16 protein-coding genes are annotated in these 19,012 nt (G+C 35.2%); 2 read left to right on the top strand and 14 right to left on the bottom strand.

From position 1 onward, the window contains the following. Nucleotides 1-13 precede the first annotated feature (13 nt). Complete coding sequence (locus R2Q77_RS08855) at nt 14-1,156, top strand: DUF3667 domain-containing protein (protein ID WP_316803361.1); 1,143 nt, start codon at nt 14-16, stop codon at nt 1,154-1,156. 202 nt (nt 1,157-1,358) lie between these two features. Here R2Q77_RS08855 and R2Q77_RS08850 read toward each other — a convergent pair whose 3' ends face one another. The 13 genes from R2Q77_RS08850 to R2Q77_RS08790 all read right to left on the bottom strand — a co-directional run bounded on the left by R2Q77_RS08850 (nt 1,359) and on the right by R2Q77_RS08790 (nt 16,795). After that, entirely contained in the window at nt 1,359-2,648 is a 1,290-nt protein-coding gene (locus R2Q77_RS08850) for a citrate synthase (protein ID WP_316803360.1), read from the bottom strand. Between the two features lie 132 nt (nt 2,649-2,780). Beyond that, nucleotides 2,781-3,314 (bottom strand): DUF3347 domain-containing protein, encoded by a 534-nt coding sequence (locus R2Q77_RS08845; RefSeq protein WP_316803359.1) that lies wholly within the window; start codon nt 3,312-3,314, stop codon nt 2,781-2,783. A 97-nt stretch (nt 3,315-3,411) separates the two neighbouring features. Beyond that, on the bottom strand, nt 3,412-3,957 hold the full coding sequence (locus R2Q77_RS08840) for a hypothetical protein (RefSeq protein WP_316803358.1): 546 nt from the start codon (nt 3,955-3,957) through the stop codon (nt 3,412-3,414). A gap of 147 nt (nt 3,958-4,104) precedes the next feature. After that, nucleotides 4,105-4,608 carry an outer membrane beta-barrel protein gene (locus tag R2Q77_RS08835; RefSeq protein ID WP_316803357.1) on the bottom strand — a complete coding sequence of 168 codons (504 nt, stop codon included), beginning with the start codon at nt 4,606-4,608 and terminating at the stop codon, nt 4,105-4,107. Between the two features lie 114 nt (nt 4,609-4,722). Further along, nucleotides 4,723-5,649 carry a tRNA (adenosine(37)-N6)-dimethylallyltransferase MiaA gene (gene miaA, locus R2Q77_RS08830; RefSeq protein ID WP_316803356.1) on the bottom strand — a complete coding sequence of 309 codons (927 nt, stop codon included), beginning with the start codon at nt 5,647-5,649 and terminating at the stop codon, nt 4,723-4,725. A 1-nt stretch (nt 5,650) separates the two neighbouring features. Further along, a complete protein-coding gene (locus tag R2Q77_RS08825) occupies nt 5,651-6,457 on the bottom strand; it encodes a hypothetical protein (RefSeq protein ID WP_316803355.1) in 807 nt (268 codons plus the stop codon). Nucleotides 6,458-6,528: 71 nt separating this feature from the next. Further along, nucleotides 6,529-6,891 carry a hypothetical protein gene (locus R2Q77_RS08820; protein WP_316803354.1) on the bottom strand — a complete coding sequence of 121 codons (363 nt, stop codon included), beginning with the start codon at nt 6,889-6,891 and terminating at the stop codon, nt 6,529-6,531. A gap of 58 nt (nt 6,892-6,949) precedes the next feature. Continuing rightward, nucleotides 6,950-8,041, bottom strand: a complete 1,092-nt coding sequence (locus tag R2Q77_RS08815) for an MBL fold metallo-hydrolase (RefSeq protein WP_316803353.1) — start codon at nt 8,039-8,041, stop codon at nt 6,950-6,952. A 99-nt stretch (nt 8,042-8,140) separates the two neighbouring features. Next, on the bottom strand, nt 8,141-9,703 hold the full coding sequence (locus tag R2Q77_RS08810; protein ID WP_316803352.1) for a SusD/RagB family nutrient-binding outer membrane lipoprotein: 1,563 nt from the start codon (nt 9,701-9,703) through the stop codon (nt 8,141-8,143). A gap of 27 nt (nt 9,704-9,730) precedes the next feature. Continuing rightward, nucleotides 9,731-13,051, bottom strand: coding sequence for a SusC/RagA family TonB-linked outer membrane protein (locus R2Q77_RS08805; protein WP_316803351.1), 3,321 nt, complete (start codon nt 13,049-13,051; stop codon nt 9,731-9,733). A 278-nt stretch (nt 13,052-13,329) separates the two neighbouring features. Beyond that, the gene (locus R2Q77_RS08800) at nt 13,330-14,541 is read right to left on the bottom strand and encodes a FecR family protein (RefSeq protein ID WP_316803350.1); all 1,212 of its coding nucleotides are present in this window, start codon (nt 14,539-14,541) and stop codon (nt 13,330-13,332) included. A gap of 77 nt (nt 14,542-14,618) precedes the next feature. Beyond that, the gene (locus tag R2Q77_RS08795) at nt 14,619-15,206 is read right to left on the bottom strand and encodes an RNA polymerase sigma factor (RefSeq protein ID WP_316803349.1); all 588 of its coding nucleotides are present in this window, start codon (nt 15,204-15,206) and stop codon (nt 14,619-14,621) included. A 236-nt stretch (nt 15,207-15,442) separates the two neighbouring features. Continuing rightward, nucleotides 15,443-16,795, bottom strand: a complete 1,353-nt coding sequence (locus R2Q77_RS08790) for a Gfo/Idh/MocA family protein (protein WP_316803348.1) — start codon at nt 16,793-16,795, stop codon at nt 15,443-15,445. Between the two features lie 157 nt (nt 16,796-16,952). Here R2Q77_RS08790 and R2Q77_RS08785 point away from each other — a divergent pair, with 157 nt between their 5' ends. After that, entirely contained in the window at nt 16,953-17,966 is a 1,014-nt protein-coding gene (locus R2Q77_RS08785; RefSeq protein ID WP_316803347.1) for a LacI family DNA-binding transcriptional regulator, read from the top strand. 28 nt (nt 17,967-17,994) lie between these two features. Here the strand turns inward: R2Q77_RS08785 and R2Q77_RS08780 are convergent, their stop codons facing one another. Further along, nucleotides 17,995-18,918: an AraC family transcriptional regulator gene (locus R2Q77_RS08780; protein ID WP_316803346.1), complete on the bottom strand. Its 924-nt coding sequence runs from the start codon at nt 18,916-18,918 to the stop codon at nt 17,995-17,997. Nucleotides 18,919-19,012 lie beyond the last annotated feature (94 nt).

The following is a 19,012-nucleotide window of genomic DNA, read 5'->3' as shown; positions in this document are numbered from 1 at the left end:
ATTATCCCTAACCATGTCAGCCGGTAAATATAGAAAAGAACACAACTGCCTAAACTGCGGTTCGCAAGTAGAAAAACATTATTGCAGCAACTGTGGTCAGCCAAATTTAGAATTAAAAGAAAATTTTTGGGAGTTTATAAGCCATAGCGTTGCACATTATTTTCACTTTGACAATAAGTTTTTTCAAACCTTAAAACCTTTAATTACCCAGCCCGGCCAGGTTACCCTCGATTATTTAGCAGGTAAACGTGCGCGTTACATTAATCCGGTGAGCATGTACATTTTTGTATCGATTGTTTACTTTTTAATTGTACCAAAAGCTTCTGGAGAGCATGGATCAGGAGATAAACACGCTCCAAAAGTAGAAATACCCGCAAAAGAAACCACAAAAATCCTTAAAGATACTGTCGGGAAAGAATTAGAGGAAATTGGCCTCAGTCAAAATCTTATTAATAGTGCAGTAACCAGGATAAGCCATAGCATTACGCTTAAAGAATTTAAGAAATTATCTTTTAAAGCACAGGATACTGTAATTAGAAATTTAGAAAAAGAAAGAACAACTGCCAATCAAGATTCTATCGATGAAATTCTTGATGATTACCGGGAATTTCACATCATTAAACAAGATAGTACATACGAATCTTATTTATTACGCCAACGCAAATTAACGGATGATGAACGGGATAACTGGTATAAACGTTTGTTGAAAAAACGAGATATTTCCATTAAACAAAAATCGTCAAACGGCTTTTGGTCTTTATCAGAAGAAGTTGAACATTACCGACCAAAGCAGTATTTCTTACTGATGCCTTTGCTCGCTTTTTTCATCATGCGTATTTTTAGACGTAATTACATTTATTATTTAGATCATCTGATATTTACAATCCACGGGATGACTGCCTTTTTCCTTTTGAAAATAGCGACTGTTCCTTTACAACAGTACGTTTTTGGTGAGGATTCTTTTATCAGTATCGGGATTAAATGGCTTGTTATTGCGGCCGTAATCTGGTACATGTATACGGGCTTAAAAGTATTTTATCAAAGAAGCAGAAATGCAACCATTAAAAAACTGATTTTAATCGTAATTCTTTACATCGTTGCCTTTAGTTTATCTGAAATGGTAATCGAAAATCTTATTTATTACTTCTTAGCCTAATTTTAAATTGTGCCGGAGAATTCGAAACTTCAGTTTGTAATTATTACTGACTTAGTGCACTTAAATAATGATGGTCATTTAGTTTAAGATTTCATTGTTAAAAAATACTGAAACCAGTTAAGCCCATTATTTATAATAATCTTTAAACAGAAAAGCCCCCGAAAATAAATTTTCGGGGGCTTTCTTTTATTTATTCTACAGATTATTTTCTGTTTTTGATCTCAACAAATTCTCTATCTGTTTCACCAACGTAAATCTGACGAGGACGGCCTATTGGCTCTTTATTCTCGTGCATTTCTTTCCACTGTGCAATCCATCCAGGTAAACGGCCTAAGGCAAATAATACCGTAAACATTTCTGACGGGAAGCCTAATGCCCTGTAAATAATACCCGAATAGAAATCTACATTTGGATATAATTTACGATCGATAAAATATTGATCTGTTAAAGCTGCTTCTTCTAATTTCTTGGCGATCTCTAAAATTGGATCATCGATACCCAGGTTTTCTAAAATATCATCACAAGCTTTTTTAATGATTTTTGCGCGTGGGTCAAAGTTTTTGTAAACCCTGTGCCCAAAACCCATCATACGGAAAGGATCATTTTTATCTTTTGCTTTATTGATCCATTTTTCAGTATCGCCACCATCAGCTTTAATTAATTCAAGCATTTCGATTACTGCCTGGTTTGCTCCACCATGTAACGGACCCCAAAGTGCTGCAATACCTGCAGAGATTGATGCATATAAATTACAATCAGAAGAACCTACAATACGTACAGTTGATGCTGAACAGTTTTGCTCGTGATCTGCATGTAAAATCAACAATTTGTTCATTGCATTAACCACAACCGGGTTTACCTCATAATCTTCGGTACGCTGACCAAAAGTCATCCAAAGGAAATTGGTTACATAATCATATTTATTTTTTGGATAAATAAGCGGATGACCTAAAGATTTTTTATATATAAAAGAAACAATCGTTGGTAATTTAGCTAAAAGCTTAATAATTGTTAAATTTTGCTCTTCAGCAGTTTGATTTGGCTTTAAACACTCCGGATAGAATGTTGAAAGAGAGAAGATTAAAGAACCCAGTTGCCCCATCGGATGCGATCGTGATGGATAACCATCAAAGAACTTTTTCATGTCTTCATGAATCAGCGTATGCTGACCGATTTCGTACTGAAAGCCATCCAGTTGTTTCTGTGTTGGTAAATCTCCATAGATAATCAAATAAGCAACTTCTAAAAAGCTTGATTTTTCAGCAAGTTGTTCGATAGAATAACCTCTGTATTTTAAGATCCCTTTCTCACCATCTAAAAAAGTAATTTTACTTTTTGTCGATCCTGTATTTTTAAAACCGGTATCTAAAGTAACAAAACCGGTTAAATCCCTAAGTTTCGAAATATCAATAGCCTTTTCATCTTCTGTTCCGGTAATTACGGGTAATTCAATTGTATTACCATCAACTTTAATCTCTGCAATATCTGACATATTATTATCTTATGTTTATAGCTTCTAAATTATGTAAAATTAATATACATGCATAGCAAATCTGTTAAATTAATGTGAATTCTTAGTCAGAAAGACGTAACAATCGTGCTTAATTTAAAATTGCTTTACATTTTATTTTGTTTTGATTTCTTCTGTAACCCTTCCACAGGTTAACATCTGGTCTCCATAGTAAGGGTTTTTAATGTCCTTTTCTGTTGATAACCAATCTCCCCCATCGCCTTTGTTGGCCATTGGGCAATGCTGCACATAAATGGTGCCTTCGGTTAAATCTGCATGTTTAAATAATGCGATTAAATCCGAACTTAGCGCGGTAAAATCTTTCCTTTGGGAAACCAGATTCTTACTGTCGGCAATTTTTTTGGCCGTTACTGCTGTAGATTCACATCCTTTATAGCCTACAAGACTTGTTTGCAATGAAGCAGCGGCTTGTTGAGCTGCGATTGAATCTGATTTGACAAGTGCATTTTTAACGCCTTCGTACTGTGTAAAAATCGTATTGATTTTAGTGTCTTTTAGAACCACATTACTTTTAGCAACTAAACTATCTTTTGTTGTGGAATCTTTGGTATCTGATGCTTTTTTCTCTGCTTGATTGCAGGCCATTAACGTAGTAGCTAATATGGCTATTCCGAGTATCCGTTTCATTGTTATTTGGTTTTGGGTTCAAAATAGCAATTTAAATATTAAAAGCACAAAAAAAGCCCCCGAAAATTCGGAGGCTCTAAATTATATGATTTTACAATTATAATTTGAAATTATAACCGATGCGTAAAGCATATTGTCCAGTTTGTCTGAAGTACGTTGTAGAAGCACTATCGTTAACATAACCTTCATATCGTACGCCAATATCTAACCCATTGTTCCATTCGTATCCTAAACCACCTGTGTAGATGAAATTGGTTTTAGTACCATCTTTAATTCCAAATCCGGCTCCAAATTCTGTTGCTAAATACATTCTTTTAATGGCAAAAACTTTAACACCACCTTTAGCCGGAATAAAATCAACATCAAGTACATTGTCTTTACCCATTAGTTTAGTATAACCTCCTGATGCAGTAATGGCTACATCTTTTGTTAAGTCCCATTGTAATTTCAAATCAGCTCCATATGCATAATCCATTGGAGATTTATCTCTGAAGATACCACCATTTAAGCCAACGCCTACTTTAAATGCCATACCATTGCTATTGGTGCTCATGGTAGACATTTCTTGTGCCTGCAAATTGGTTGTGGTAAAAAGTGCAAAGGCCATTGTTGCCGTTGCGAAAAGTTTTGTAATTGTTTTCATATTAGAATTATTAATTAAGGGTTTTGCTTATATACGAATTATATGCATCCTTAGATTTTTTAACTAAACAATTTTTTAAGAAAAATTTAACTTAAAAAAAAAACCTTTGGAAATTTCCCGAAGGTTTTTTTATCTGTCTACGATTTATTATAAACTGAAACCGTATGCTAAACGAAGACCAAAGAATCCAGTACTACCACCATTTTGTGATAAACCTTCATATTTAACGCCTAAGTCTAAACCATTGCTCCAGGCATAACCCACAGCAGGAGAATATACAAATGAAGTTCCACTTCCAGATTTAGTACCAAAACCAGCACCTAACTCTGCTAAACCATAAACACCTGCACCAGATGGGTTGAAGAAATATTTAACACCCGCTTTAACCGGAATATAACCGAAGCTACCACCTCCAAATTTATCTTTAACTGATAGATTAGTATAACCAGCAGTTACCGGAATTGATAATTGTTTATCTACATCGAATTGATATCTTAAATCAGCACCTAAGGCTACACTATAAGCATCACTTGTCGGAATACCTGCAGTTATACCTACACCTAATTTTGATTGTGCATTTGCATTAGTAGTTGTAAAAAATAAAGCTACTACAGCTGCTGAAGTAGCAAGAATTTTAGTAATTGTTTTCATTGTTGGGATTTTTGAGTTAATATTAAATAATATAGACTCACAAATACAAACTGTGTGCCAAAGCGGAAGTTTAATATTATTTTAACACTCAATTAATGTCACAAAATAATGGTTTTATATAATCCCCTCGCTACCAAGCAGCTTGAAAGCCTCTTCTTTTAACAGGTCATTTTCCTCACTTGCATTGAGCCAGTTAATTTTTACGCCATCCTTCTCCATTTTCCTAAAAAAAGTACTTTGCCTTTTTGCAAACTGGCAAATGGCAATGCCAAGCTTTAACTTTAAATCTTCATAACTAAGCGCGCCTGCTAAATAATGTGCTATAAATTTATATTCAAGTCCATAAAAAATTAGCATCTCATCACTAATGCCTAACCGAAGTAAGGTTTCTACTTCTTCAATCATCCCTGCGCTGAGCCTTTCGTCCAGGCGTTTTAATATTTTAGCCCTTGTAATTTCTACGGTGTTTTTTAAACCTAAAACAACTGGATTAAATTCAGGTCTTTTTATTATTTCTAAGTTGTGGTCTTTTAAATATTCGGAGATTTCTATTGCTCTGATCAGTCTTTTTTTTGAATTTAAATCTACGTGTTCCTGATCAGGAATTGATTTGATGTGGCTAATTAATTCTTCTTTAGATTGTAATTCCAACGTTTGCCTTAAGCTTTCATTTACCGGAACAGCTGTATATTCCTGGTTTTGCAATAAACTATGGATGTACATTCCGGTACCCCCGCAAAGAATTGGCAAACGCCCCTTCTGTGTAATGGTTTCGAAAGCGTGATAAAAATCCTCTTTAAAAGCATTTACATTATATTTTTCGCCCGGATTTAAAATATCAATTAAATGGTAAGGTATGGTTTGACCATTAATATGGTATTCATTTAAATCTTTACCAGTACCAATGTCCATTTGTTTAAAAACCTGCCGGCTATCTGCGCTAATAATTTCTCCTTTTAAACGATGTGCTAAGTTTACCGCTAAATGCGTTTTACCAGAGGCTGTAGCACCTAATATAATAATGAGTGGATTTGATGGCATGTTAAAATTTCAATAAATATTTTAAGCTTCCGGTATTAAAAACAGTTTGAGCATTCAACCCATTTTCTTCAGTTTTATTTAATTCTCTTTTGAATGAATTATTTAGACTAAAAAATATAGGTTCTAAAAAATCAGTCTGAACAAAGTTTAATTTAGTGTAAGCTTCTCCTGCCGACCAATCTCTATCGGCGTACGACATGATATCGTCAGGCTTTAAGAGCTTGTGAAAGTGGGCAATTAACTTACTTAAACCTCCGATAACCGAATAACCAGATTTAACAGCAAACCTAATCAACTCAGCGGATTTATAATTCTCAGTGTGCTTCATTTGGCGTAAAGCAGAAAAAGTAGCTACGGCTACTAATTCATCTTTTAAAAACAAACCAAATTTATACCGGCTACTTACAGGGCCTTGTAAATGGTAATCATTTAAAAAAGCATCTGCAACGGGTTTGGTAATTTTAAAAATCTTGGTTTTTCTGCCGTGAATGCGAACGTTTAATCCAAGTAAAGAATTTATCCTGGCTAAAACCTGTAATGGCCTGTTCAGCCAAACATCTTCCCACAAATGGATAAGTTTTATATTTTGAAGGTGAAAATGATGCTGAAATTTTAATAACACTTCAGTTGTAAACGAATTTTGGATACTAACTAAATTGATTATAAAGCGATTTTCATTTAAACTAATTAAATGAAAATCGCCTTCAGATTTTACGGTGTATTCTAACTGTGCATCACTTAAACTATCTTTAAGTGATTGATGCCAATCGGCTTGATTATATTTGATTGCCTGAGCAGAAATGTTCAATCAGTTTTGGTGTTTAACAGTGATAAGCTATATAGCCGTTACAAATCTAATCATCATTGATCAAATTGAGTTTATATCCACTCTTTTTCTTTAAAATGGGTATGGATTATTTCAATAAGGGTTTGTACTTCTTTAAGCTTCGAATTATCTAAAGTTTCAATTTTAAGTCCCTTTAAATCTTTTCCTAAGTCAGCTAAATCATGATTTGAAGGTTCAAAATCAGTGGTATTCACTTTAACCACAACATCATTACCATTAATATATATTCCCATAAAAAACCGTTCAGTAGTTTTTCCTTCAGGGGTTTCTATATTTTTCTCACTATATAAATCATATCCGGTTTCAGAATTTTCATGTACGGTATAACCACGTGTTGCATAGGGCTGAACACCTGCTCTGATGGTCTGAAAAATTTCTACAAGGTCTGTTTTCATAATTGTTTTTTGAGTTATATCGATTAAACACGTAAGCTTACTTATTGTTTAAATTTTATTATGTCAGCCACCATTGTTCTACAGGGTGATCTTGATTTAAAATGAATGTTTCTCCGAGTTTTGGTGTAACCAACTTTAATTTTTGTTTTTCTGCTTCTGCCACTACCCTGATAACCGGCTCATTCCAGGGATGCATGGCTAAACTGAATTTACCCCAGTGTACAGGCATTAAAGTTTTAGCATTTAAATCTTTGGCGGCCTGAACGGTTTCTTCAGGAAACATGTGAATATATGGCCAATAAGCGTTATACTGTCCGCATTCCAATAATGCAAGGTCAAAAGGCCCATATGTTTCTCCAATTTGTTTAAAATGAGTATCGTATCCCGAATCTCCACCTAAAAAAAGATTATAATTTTGTGTCTGTAGCACAAAAGCTGACCATAAAGTCTGGTTTCTCTTAAATTTTCGTCCAGTAAAATGCCTTCCCGGAACAGACGTAAACTTCAAATCATTGAAAAGAGTTGTAGTTTCTTCCCAGCATAATTCAGTTATTTTAGAAGAAGGTATTTTCCATCTTTCCAAATGGGCACCTACGCCTGTTGAAGTTACAATCTGTTTTACATTTGGAGCTATTTTTAAAATGCTCGGATAATCCAGATGGTCGTAATGATCATGTGTAATCAGCAATACATCTATATCCTTAAATTCAGCTGCCTTTACAAAATCAGTTCCTAAAAATGCTTTGCTTCCAATAAAAGAAAAAGGCGACGGGGTTTGGCTAAAAACAGGATCGACCAGAATCCGGTAACCATTAATTTTAATGAGATAAGATGAATGTCCAAACCAGATAATTTCGGGATTAGGTGTTGTATTAACATCTGCTATTGCAGGCTTAATATGTTGAAGAGGTTTTGAAGGGCTTTTATTGGGGTGTTTTTCCAGTAAGAAGGCTTTAAGGATTTTAAAAAAACTAACACCACCCGGTTGCATGGGTGTTAATGAGCGGTTTTGTAATTCGCCGTCTTTATAATTAGCTAAATGATGAATGGTGTTTAAGCGCTTCCCTTTAGGTAAACGCCCAAAAACGGGTAAATTAGTTACGATAAAGAAAACAATAATCAGTAGGATTAGAATATAAATTGCGATCATTTTAATTTTAATAATTAAGCTAAAGTAAGCTGAATTTTGTTCATAAAAAAAGCCCTTCAAAACTGAAGGGCTTCCGGGCGCTAATTTATAAATAAGTTTTTATTTTAAAAGCCACATTAACTGATTAACGTCATCACTGCCACCATATTGACTTGCAACTGCGGCGTCTAAATTCGCTGAGTTATAGCTTAACTCATTTGAAGGATATAACCACCTTAATGGGAAATTAGAGGATGGAGTATTTAAATTGGTGGCAGAATTTAACTTAAACACGGGATAACCTGTTCTTCTGTTTTCAAACCAGCCCTGATACTTACTACCTTGTAAAAAATTAGCTAAATATTTTTGGGTAATAATCTGGCTAATCTGTTCTTCGGTTGTTCCGGTTAAAGCCACGCCTGCTGTAGTTGGAAAAGCTGCAATGTAGGCCGCGTCCATTTTCATATTGTGAGTGTAATCGGCTAAATCGGGTGTGTTTGCAACAATAAAATTCATCGAATTCGTTATACCTGCTGCATAATAAGTTTGTGCAGGTGCTGCTGTTATCCAGCCACGAACAGTAGCCTCGGCCAATACAAACTCTAAATCCCAGTAACTGAATACACTTACAGGTTCGGCGTTTACCAATTGTACATAGCGGTTATTAATATCGGTATAATCCTTATTTACCCGGCGGGTTTGTAAACTTGAGAAAGAATCAGATGGCTCTACACTTGGATAAGCATTATAATCTGTTTCGCTTAAACCTGCTGATATTTTAACGGAAGATGGTTTTGCAAAATAAAATAAACGTTTGTCTTTTAAGGTTTTTAAAGGCTCCAGCAATGTATTGGTTAACATGGTATAATTAGATTTCACAAAAGAATTACCCGAACCTGCAGGTACATCACTCCATGGATAATTTTGCCCTGCAGTTGCGTTATATGCCAATGCAAAATTATCTTTATAATCGCGCATTAACGGCCTGTTGGCCATTATATCTTTAAAACGTTCGATTACTTTCAGGTCTGCATCACTGGTTTTTTTATACAGATTAATTAAAACATGTAATTCAAAACTGTTTGTAAGCCTTCTCCAGTTGTCTACTTTTCCGGCATAAATTGGATCGCCTTCAAAGTTTGCACCCTCAGAAAATAATTGGTTTGCCTGGTCCAGTTCATTTAGTATACCTAAAAATACTGTTTTTTGTGCATCATACTTTGGTTTCAGGATATTTTCAGTTTCACCTTTAACTGCATCAGTAAAGGGCATATCACCTACCTGAATGGTGGTCATATAAAATTGCCATGCCCGCATGAAGTGACCTAAAGCCGTGTACGATTTTTTCAATTCATCGCTTGTTGCATAGCTTATCATTGGTGCAATGTTGCGCAATAAAGTGATCCTGCTAAAATCTGTTCTTCCGATTTTATTGTACTGGAAATTTTCCTGCCCTTCTCCCCAGGTCATGTACTTACCAAGTAAAGAAGGTTGCATAAAACTTTTTTGTGAGCTGATATCGCTTCTTGTAATATTTAAGATCATACCTGTAGCCAACATTGCCGAACTTACCTGCGTAGTTACATTTGGATTGGTATTTATTGAATCAAATTTCTTACATCCATTGGTTAATAAAACCAAAACAGGAATTATTAATGTATATTTTATTAAATTACTTTTCATAAAATTAGTATTAGATAGGTGTTAATGTTAGAATCCAACTTTTAAGTTAAAACCAATCATTCTCATCGATGGAGAGTTCAGGTTTTCCGTATCCACATCCGGATCAGAAAACTTAAAATTGGTCCACATCAATAAATTTTGTCCGGTCAAAGAAAACGATGCGCTTTTTATACCTGCTTTTTCAATCCATTTAGCTGGAAAACGGTAACCTAAAGAAACCTCACGCAGTTTAATGAACGACTCGTTTTGAATACCAGCATCGCCACCACGGTACCATTGTGCATAATCCTGGTACCCAATTTGGGTATCGTTTGCTGCATATTTCCTGGTATCGCTGGTAATTTGTCCATATTTATCGTAGGTAACCTTTCCTGAAATTACCTTTACTCCTTGTCCAACAAAATTATTTTGTTTTAAAACAACCTGATTGTATCTGTAAATGTTATCGCTTTCAGGATTTGTACCAGAATCCCACATTTTATCATATATGTAGTTGTACATCAAGCCACCAATTCTACCGTCGATATTAACACCAAGGTTCCAGTTTTTATAGGTGAAATTATTAATGAAACCAAAACTAAAATCAGGTTCACCATATCCGTATTTTTTAACATAATCGCTCCATACAGGCAAACCGCTTTCATAAATTACACTCCCATTTGGATCTGTAAGCCAATAGTTACCGGTATAGGTATCCAATCGTTCTCCTTTTTTAACCCAAAGATTATCAGGAGAGTAAACCGGATCGAGATTTACATAGTAACGGTGTTGTTTAGACCAGTTGATGGTTGAATGCCATTCGAAATTCTTATTTTTAATAATCGATCCATCAACGGTAATTTCTAATCCCCTTCTCTCGTAGGTTTCCTGAGTATTTACGATGGCCATGTTAAAGCCGCTTGATCCCGGAAGGTAAGCTGTGTTTCCATTTTCCTTCAAATCTGTTTGCCTGTTGTAATAATATTTATTAAAATAAGCTACATCAAAATGCAGGCGTTTACCTAATAAATAACCAGCTGCACCGATTTCGTAGGTTCTTTGCGAGCTCGGCAAAAGCCCTTCACCAATCAGGTACGATGGATAACTTGCAGCGTTTAAGCCATTCCATGCTGCCGTAGTTGTGCCATAAGCCCTGTTAATTGCATAAGGATCAAATGCTGTTTTAAATACGGCCCATGAGCCTCTTAATTTAAACATATCGATTACTTTCGGCATCTTGATCAATTCCGAAAGGACTACACTCGAGCCAATTGAAGGATAGAAATAAGAACGAGAATTTTTTGGCTGAGAAGAATTCCAGTCATTTCTGCCTGTGAAATCTAAAAACACCGCATCGTTCCAGCCAAATGAAGCCCTGCCATATAAACTATTAATCTGCCTGGTTGAATAGCCTTGAGAAACTGAAGGTGGTTCGATAGAACCTGCTAAAGAATAGAAAGTTGGACTAATAAGGCCATTTTTGGTGGTGGCGTTTAAAGATTCATCTATCCAGTAATAAATTGTTCCACCGGCAAGTGCATCAATTGTCCATTTACTTAATTTTTTCTTATAATTCAGAATGATATCATCATTGGTGCTAAAGCCTCTTTTATCACTTATAGAATACATTCCCTTTGCGTTCCATCCGCTGCCATTAACCGCACCACCTCTTGTAGAATAGATATTGGCTGTTGGGTTGCGAAAAGTAGTTTTATTATTGTAGTTATCATAACCTAAACGGGCGAGTAAGCTAAAATCTTTGTTAAACTGATAAGTAGCCGTAACGTTTGCGTTTAAGGTATTCTCCTGGTATCCATTTAATTTCTCATAAGCAATCAGATAAGGATTATCATACCAGTTGGTGTACATCCAGTTTTGCGTTTTGTTTGGCACTTTCCAATAATCCTGATAATCGCGTACATCGTATTCAGGGCCAGTCCACATTACCAGTTGGTATAAATAACCCTGGTTTCCATAACCCCCGCCCCAGATTTGATCAGCCCAGCGCCTGCCAATTCCAATGTGACTTTCGAGTTTAAACTTGTCGTTAATCTTAATTTCACCGGCAAGGGTTAAATTAATCATATTCAGGTTTTGGTTTGGAAAAGCACCTTTATTGTAAATGTCGTTCAAGCCAATTCTGAAACTGCCGTTTTCACCCGTTTGTGCTAAACTGATGTTGTTGTTGAAGACCAAACCGGTATTCATAAAATTTTTCAGGTTATCTTTTCCAACAGACACTAATGGGCGATTGGGTTCAAATTGCTTGGTAACCGGATTCCAGTCTGTAGCTGTGGTTCCAATATCTAATTTTGGACCCCATACATAATCGTTATCCAGTACTCCATTTTGGCCCCTGCCATAAGCACTTTGAACTTCTGGAATAGCCAAATATCCAAAATTAGCCATCGTATTGCTGTTTAAATCAATGGAAAATCCTTTTCCGCCCGCTCCTTTCTTTGTTGTAATTAACAAAACTCCACCTGAAGCCCTTGAACCGTATAAGGCAGATGCAGTTGGCCCTTTTAAAATATCCATACTCTCAATATCATCTGTAGGAACATCGCGCAGGGTCATATTTCCATAAGGCACACCATCAATAACTAATAAGGCACCTTCACCCCTTAATTCGATGGTTGGTTTTGCATTAAATTCAGTAGAATTTTTAACGACCAAGCCCGATACCCGGCCTGTTAATGAAGTACCAATATCAACGCCTTTTACAGTTTGTAAATCTTTTCCGGCCACTTTTTGCACAGCGTAACCTAATGATTTTTCAGAACGCTTGATACCTAATGCCGTAACCACCACATCGGTTAAGCTGTTGTTGGCTGGCTGAAGACTAATGTTGTAATTTTTATCGTCGCCAACCGTTATTTCGGTGGTGGTATAACCAATATAAGATATTACTAAAACACTTCCTTTTAGGGCGTTTATGGTAAATGAACCATTTGTATCGGTTGTGGCACCTATTTTGGTTCCTTTGATCATAATACTGGCTCCAATAATGGGTAACCCTGTTTCATCTGTCACTTTTCCGCGTATACTTTCGAAATAGTTTGGATAACTTATCTGGTCTTTTTTACGAAGTACAATTGTTTTTTCGAATACTTTGTAACTCAGAGGTTGGTCTTTAAAACAAATCCTCAATACTTCATCAATTGAAGCATTTTTAACATCAATACTTATTTTCTGGGCTTTTTCAAGTTCCAGGTCATCGTAAAGAAAAACATAATCGCTTTGCTTCTCTATCAATTTGAAAATTGCATTGAAAGAAGCATTTTTCTGCTTTAAAGTGAGGTTTTGGCTATAAACACTTGCGCTAACCTGGCTCAGGGTAGCAAGTAAAAGTATTGTTGTTAGCTTCATTACCAATATTATTTGTTTTGGTTTGCACTGTAGCTTAAATACAGTACCAAAGAATGTACTAAAATTCATAACTTTGAATTTGGGTTTTAAACATTATAGCTTAGATAACTTAGTGGTTCCTGCTTAGGATTTTCCTGTCAGGTAATTAATCCCAAACTTTAAGACGGGAAGTGGTACGAACACTTCTCGTTTTTTTATTTTATGAGATTAATGAATGATTTGGATTTAGTATTATTTCTTCATTAATATTGAGTTTAAGGGTTTGCTTTGGTTTTCTATTATGGATTTACAGTTATTTGGTTGTTTTCTATTTTACATTTAATGCCGGAGTAATAAAGCATATCCACTAACTTCTCGGCAGTTATTTTTCTCGGTATTTTACCCGAATATTCTTTATTAAGTATAGAACCCTGGTAACTCACACTTACATTATACCAACGGGAAACCTGGCGCATTACAGACTGCAAATCGGCATGATCAAATTGAAAATACCCATTTTTCCACGCTATAACAGCCTCTAAATCATCAACTTCCTTTAATTTAATTTGCGGTAAATTTTTAAAAATAACAGCTTGTTTGCCAGGTGTTAAAATGGTTTTCTCCAGTCCTTTTTTAAGTTCTATTGAGCCTTCCAGCAAAGTTGTTTTCTCATATACCTCATCTTCATAGGCATTTACATTAAAATGTGTACCGAGTACCTTTATGTCTGACTGGCTGGTGCTAACGATAAATGGTTTTGTTTTGTCCTTAAATACCTCAAAATAAACCTCTCCTTTTACTTCCACTTTTCGATCGGTTCCGGCAAAAGCTGCCGGAAATTTTATAGACGAGTTTGCATTTAACCAAACATTGGTACCATCTACCAGGATCAGGTGATATTGTCCGCCATTGGGTGTACTTACCCGGTTAATATCTAAATTTTTAGGGTTATTTTTACCTGTGAAAGAATAAACCAGTTCGCCACTTTTTGTTTTGGTAATGGTTACGCCTGATTGATTGCCAATTTGCCCATCGGCGGTATTATTTAGAATTATAGCAGAACCATCTGCAAGGGTTAAAACAGCATTATTCCCACCGGGTTTAATCGTCGATTTTACGGGTTGTTTAGCCCAGGTAGACAGTTTTGAATTTGTTTGTTTCAGGTAGAAAAATACACCTACAGCTAAAATTGCAATGAGAATTGCTGCTTTTGCGAAAAATAAACTTAAAATTTTCCGTTTGCCCTTTGAAGTTGGCACTTGGTTTTTACTTTTTATCTTAGCCGTAATCTGACCAAAAATTTCATTTTTAACCTCCTCGATTTCATTGGGTAAATATACTCCCCCATCACCATCAACCCTGTTATACCAAAGCTCCACCTTCCGTTTTTCGTCGGGAGTAGCTGTTTTATTATTGTACTTTTTTAATAGTTTTTGTAATTCAGTGGTATTCAAAATTGTTTGGTCTTTGTAGGTATATCCGTTTAACATTAATAAAGTACCATAGGGCATTTACTTTTTTTAAAAATTTATTTTAAAAAGCAGGTTTGCAGAACAATAGATTATGGAGAAAAAAGAAAAGAGTTCAATTACAGGTGCTTAGCAATAAGAATGGCCAGCACAGCAAGAGATGAATCGTAATTTTTAACACGTTCTCTTAATCTTTGATAGGCCATTTGAAGCTGGTTTTTTATGGTCTGTTCTGATATGGCTAAATCTTCAGCAATTTGCCTTATTGATAAATCATCTTCTTTTTTAAGAATGTAAATTTGTCGCATTCTTGGTGGCATGCGTTCAATCTCCTGGTCTACAATGGCCTTTAATTCTTTTTCTAAAATCGCATATTGAGAATACTGATCTGAAGGGGCTTCCATTGCGGTAACGCTCAAGGCATAACGCAACCTTACTTCGCTCTTTTCGTAAAGTTTAAGGATTTTATTCCTCAGAATAGCATGGGCATAAGCCAGTACACTTCCTTCCGCATCAAGCCATTCTATTTTATCCCAAAGACATATAAATACATCCTGAACAAGATCTTTAGCAATATCCTTGCACTGAACTTTTTTTAAAGCTTGTTTATATAGCGGCTGCCAATACGCATCAAACACAAGCTGAAAGGCTTTTTCCTTATTTAGTTTTACTAAAATAAAAAAGTTACTATCTAATTCCTGATACATATTATTTTAAAACAATGAGTTAATTGTAACACATGCTTTGAATATTGTTGAACACAGAGAGAGAATTAGACATGAGAAATATAACACTGTAAATTTTAATTAGAGAATGATCAAAATAACGTTGTTAATATTAACTTAAAGTAAACTTAATAAAATATTTGGTTTTAAAATTTAACATTCAAAAAAATACCCCTTTTTACAGGGGCACTTTAAGGGTATTATTTGGGTGTTATAATCTAATAATCATCATTAAGGGCAAAAATAGGTTTTCTATGCATCCAGTTTCCACCGGTAAAATCCGGAAAATCTATGGTTTCATTACCCATTTCAATAGATTGCTCACTTAAAGGGGTAATGGCGCTCCAAGCGGCTGCATCATAAACATCCAGCGGAGTTGGTTCATTACGTTTTGCGGCTTCGATAAAGGCATGGATTACAAAGAAATCCATACCACCATGCCCGGCTCCCTGTGCATTATTACCATACTTTTTCCAAAGTGGATGATCATATTTATCTAACCATTCTTTTGCTTTATCCCAGGTGTGCGGTTTACTTACACCCTCTACATAAATGCTGCTGTTAACATCCATCCACAAACCTTTAGTACCCTGAACCCTAAAACCTAAAGAATATGGTCTTGGCAAGTTGGTATCGTGTTGTAAAATAATGGTTTCACCATTAGCACAATCTATTGTTGTGGTTACAATATCACCCAGTCTAAAGTTAACTTTTGCATTCGGATGGTCTGCACCGCCTTTTTCAACAATATAATTATGTAAGCCTCTTGATTTTGTTGCAAATGAATTTAATTTTAAAAAGCGGTTACCACGGTTTACGTTAACACATTGTGCCACGGGACCAATACCATGGGTTGGATATAAATCGCCATTGCGGTGTACGGAATGGTTTGTTCTCCATTTGGCTTCCGAAAATCCTTTTTCACCAAATTCTACACCATGCCCGTAAGCATTAACACCGTCATTGAATTTAACTTCTCTTAAGTCGTGCTGATACCCACCTTGTAAATGTAAAATCTCGCCAAAAATACCTTGCCTAACCATGTTTAAAGCAGCCATTACATCTCTGCGGTAGCAAACATTTTCAAGCATCATCACATGCGCATCGTTTTTCTCTGCTGCATGAACAACATCCCAGTGATCCTGAATATTGATTCCGAGAATAACTTCAGTTGCAACATATTTTATTCCGGCATCAATTGATCCTAAGATCATTGGTTTGTGGAATTCCCAGGGTGTAGCAATAACGACAGCTTTAATGCCTTTTAATTCCAGCATTTTTTTCCATGCATCATTGCTGCCAGTATAAATTTTAGGCATTGGTTTGCCACTTTTTGAGATAATGGCTTTGCTCATTTGCAGCATACGGTCGTCTACATCGCAAATGGCCACTAAATCTACGTCGTCTCTTTTTAATAAAAGCGACAGGTGGTTTTGCCCGCGAAGACCAACGCCAATCATTACAACTTTAATTTTTTCCTGTGCCTGTGAAGCAAATAAGCTTTGATCTGGGATAGCTGCGAAAGCCGCCGTAGTTAATCCCGCGTTTCTCACAAAATCTCTTCTATTCATAATTTGGTTATTGTGTGTATAGGTTTTAATTGAATTTATTCGAATGTATAGATATTTACCATGACTGAAAAAAAACAGCTCAAAAAAAACTACGCAAACGTTTGATTAATTTCGTATTATTACCATTGGAAGAATTTAATGTAGTTTAGTGCTTAATATGTCATCGAAACCAACCACAATTAAAGAAATTGCTAAAATTTTAAACATCTCACCTTCAAGTGTATCAAGGGGTTTGCATGATCATCCCAGTATTGGAGCGGTAACCAGAGAAAAAATAAAACAATTGGCCCAATCTTTAAATTATCAACCCAATAACGCTGCAATTCTCTTTCAAAAAGGTAAAACATATACGATTGGTGTTATTTTACCCGAACTTTCTGAACATTTTTTCTCTACAGCCATATCTGCAATTGAAGATGAAGCCCTGAAAAAAAATTATACTGTCATTTTTGCCCAATCGCACGATGATTATGAGCAGGAAGTAAAACTGGTGGAAAAAATGAAAAACCAACGTGTTGATGGCTTGCTCGTATCCATTAGTAAAGACACTTCAAAGTTCGACCATTTTGAACGTTTAAACTCTTTTAATATTCCGGTTGTATTTTTTGACCGTATCCCTCCTTTTAAAAATGTACACTATGTAGCCTGCAGCATTGAAAACGCTACTGTGAAGGCCGTTAATTACTTATTAAAAAAAGGACATAGAACCATTGGAATGATTAATGGACCAACAACTCTTTTTGCGAGCGAAGAGCGTAAAGAGGGTTACATGCAGGCCATTACCTTTAACCGCTTAAAATTTGATCCTTCCTTAATTATAAACTGTGATTTAACAGAACAAGGAACCATTGATGCAGCAAATCAGTTTATAAACCATAAACGTAAACCCACAGCAATAGTTACCTTTAACGATTATGTGGCCCTATTTTTAATTAAATACTTAAAAAAGGCTAATGTAGTTAATGATTTTGATGTAGTTAGTTTTGCCAATTTACCTTTTATAAGCTATTTAGACCATACACCTATTGCCTCAATTGAGCAATATCCTTATTTACAAGGGCAAAAAGCTGCAAATATCCTATTAGATCTGATTAACAGTCCAAATACAGAAAATCAGGCCTACTATAATACACTTGTAGAGTCTGATTTGATTATAAATTCAGAAAAATAATTAAATGACTCAAACGTTTGCGTTGAGTTTAACATTTATTCAAACTTCCAGGTAAAATATTATATTGTTTTTTAAAAGCAACGATAAAATGTTGTGGATTTTTGTAGCCAACAAGAAAGGCAACTTCGTTTACCGTTTTCTTTTCATTGATTAATATAGCATGAGCTTTTTCCATGCGGAGTTTATATAAATAACCGAAAACGGTATGCCCGGTTATTTCCTTAAAACCTTTTTTAAGTTTATAATCATTAATACCTGCTTTGCGCGAAAGCTCTAAAAGTGAATTTGGATTTTGTAAATCATTTTCTACCAGTTTTTTTGCCAGTAGAATTTTATCTACGTCCTCCTGCTTCAAAGAAACGGCCGCCAGATAATTATTTCTTTGAGTATAACAGATCAGCAATTCATAAATTTTTGATTCAAGAAAAAGTCTTTTAACCCTGCCTGAGTATTTATGATTGGTTAGCGATTGGATTACCAAATTAACATCTGCGGGTATATCACACAGGCAACTTGCAAGCAGTTCTTCTTTAAACAAACCGTTTGTTAATTTTTGATAATAAGAAGGTGTTAATTGTATATATATGAATTTGGTATTTCGGTGTACGTTAAACGTTAAATTTAATGGAGAATCAAAGGAAATATATTGCTGGTTTTTCTCAATACTCACCGCGCCATCAACCGTATGAATATTTAAAGCACCTTCCATACTGTACAAAAAACCATGGTGTTTAGGTTTAACCTGCAATGAAAACATGGCATCGTTGGCCGTAACAGACACAATGCTAATGTGAATACCATTAAACCATTTTTCTTTAAAATGGATTTGTAAAGCGTCCTCTTCTATATATTGCTCAGCCGCATCTATATCATGCTGTCCGTCAAAATTTTCCGGATAACTGTTTTTATACAGGACTTTTTCTGAAATATGTTCTGAGCGTTTTAATTCCATAATTATTTAATCCGTTTAACGGTATAAATTATCCGTTTAACGTTATCTGTTTAGAATGATTATTAACAAATTTGCACAATTATTTATAATTAGT

This window comes from Pedobacter nototheniae (assembly GCF_032678625.1).
In the GTDB taxonomy this organism is placed as follows: Bacteria; Bacteroidota; Bacteroidia; order Sphingobacteriales; family Sphingobacteriaceae; genus Pedobacter; species Pedobacter nototheniae_A.
The sequence above is the reverse complement of the archived record's forward strand: the minus strand, read 5'-3'. Positions and strand labels throughout refer to the sequence as shown.

What these genes read in the sequence shown, in the direction of transcription:
- R2Q77_RS08855 (WP_316803361.1), top strand. Translation starts at nt 14, where the DNA reads ATGTCAGCCGGTAAATATAGAAAAGAACACAACTGCCTAAACTGCGGT.
- R2Q77_RS08850 (WP_316803360.1), bottom strand. Translation starts at nt 2,648, where the DNA reads ATGTCAGATATTGCAGAGATTAAAGTTGATGGTAATACAATTGAATTA.
- R2Q77_RS08845 (WP_316803359.1), bottom strand. Translation starts at nt 3,314, where the DNA reads ATGAAACGGATACTCGGAATAGCCATATTAGCTACTACGTTAATGGCC.
- R2Q77_RS08840 (WP_316803358.1), bottom strand. Translation starts at nt 3,957, where the DNA reads ATGAAAACAATTACAAAACTTTTCGCAACGGCAACAATGGCCTTTGCA.
- R2Q77_RS08835 (WP_316803357.1), bottom strand. Translation starts at nt 4,608, where the DNA reads ATGAAAACAATTACTAAAATTCTTGCTACTTCAGCAGCTGTAGTAGCT.
- miaA (WP_316803356.1), bottom strand. Translation starts at nt 5,649, where the DNA reads ATGCCATCAAATCCACTCATTATTATATTAGGTGCTACAGCCTCTGGT.
- R2Q77_RS08820 (WP_316803354.1), bottom strand. Translation starts at nt 6,891, where the DNA reads ATGAAAACAGACCTTGTAGAAATTTTTCAGACCATCAGAGCAGGTGTT.
- R2Q77_RS08815 (WP_316803353.1), bottom strand. Translation starts at nt 8,041, where the DNA reads ATGATCGCAATTTATATTCTAATCCTACTGATTATTGTTTTCTTTATC.
- R2Q77_RS08810 (WP_316803352.1), bottom strand. Translation starts at nt 9,703, where the DNA reads ATGAAAAGTAATTTAATAAAATATACATTAATAATTCCTGTTTTGGTT.
- R2Q77_RS08805 (WP_316803351.1), bottom strand. Translation starts at nt 13,051, where the DNA reads ATGAAGCTAACAACAATACTTTTACTTGCTACCCTGAGCCAGGTTAGC.
- R2Q77_RS08800 (WP_316803350.1), bottom strand. Translation starts at nt 14,541, where the DNA reads ATGCCCTATGGTACTTTATTAATGTTAAACGGATATACCTACAAAGAC.
- R2Q77_RS08795 (WP_316803349.1), bottom strand. Translation starts at nt 15,206, where the DNA reads ATGTATCAGGAATTAGATAGTAACTTTTTTATTTTAGTAAAACTAAAT.
- R2Q77_RS08790 (WP_316803348.1), bottom strand. Translation starts at nt 16,795, where the DNA reads ATGAATAGAAGAGATTTTGTGAGAAACGCGGGATTAACTACGGCGGCT.
- R2Q77_RS08785 (WP_316803347.1), top strand. Translation starts at nt 16,953, where the DNA reads ATGTCATCGAAACCAACCACAATTAAAGAAATTGCTAAAATTTTAAAC.
- R2Q77_RS08780 (WP_316803346.1), bottom strand. Translation starts at nt 18,918, where the DNA reads ATGGAATTAAAACGCTCAGAACATATTTCAGAAAAAGTCCTGTATAAA.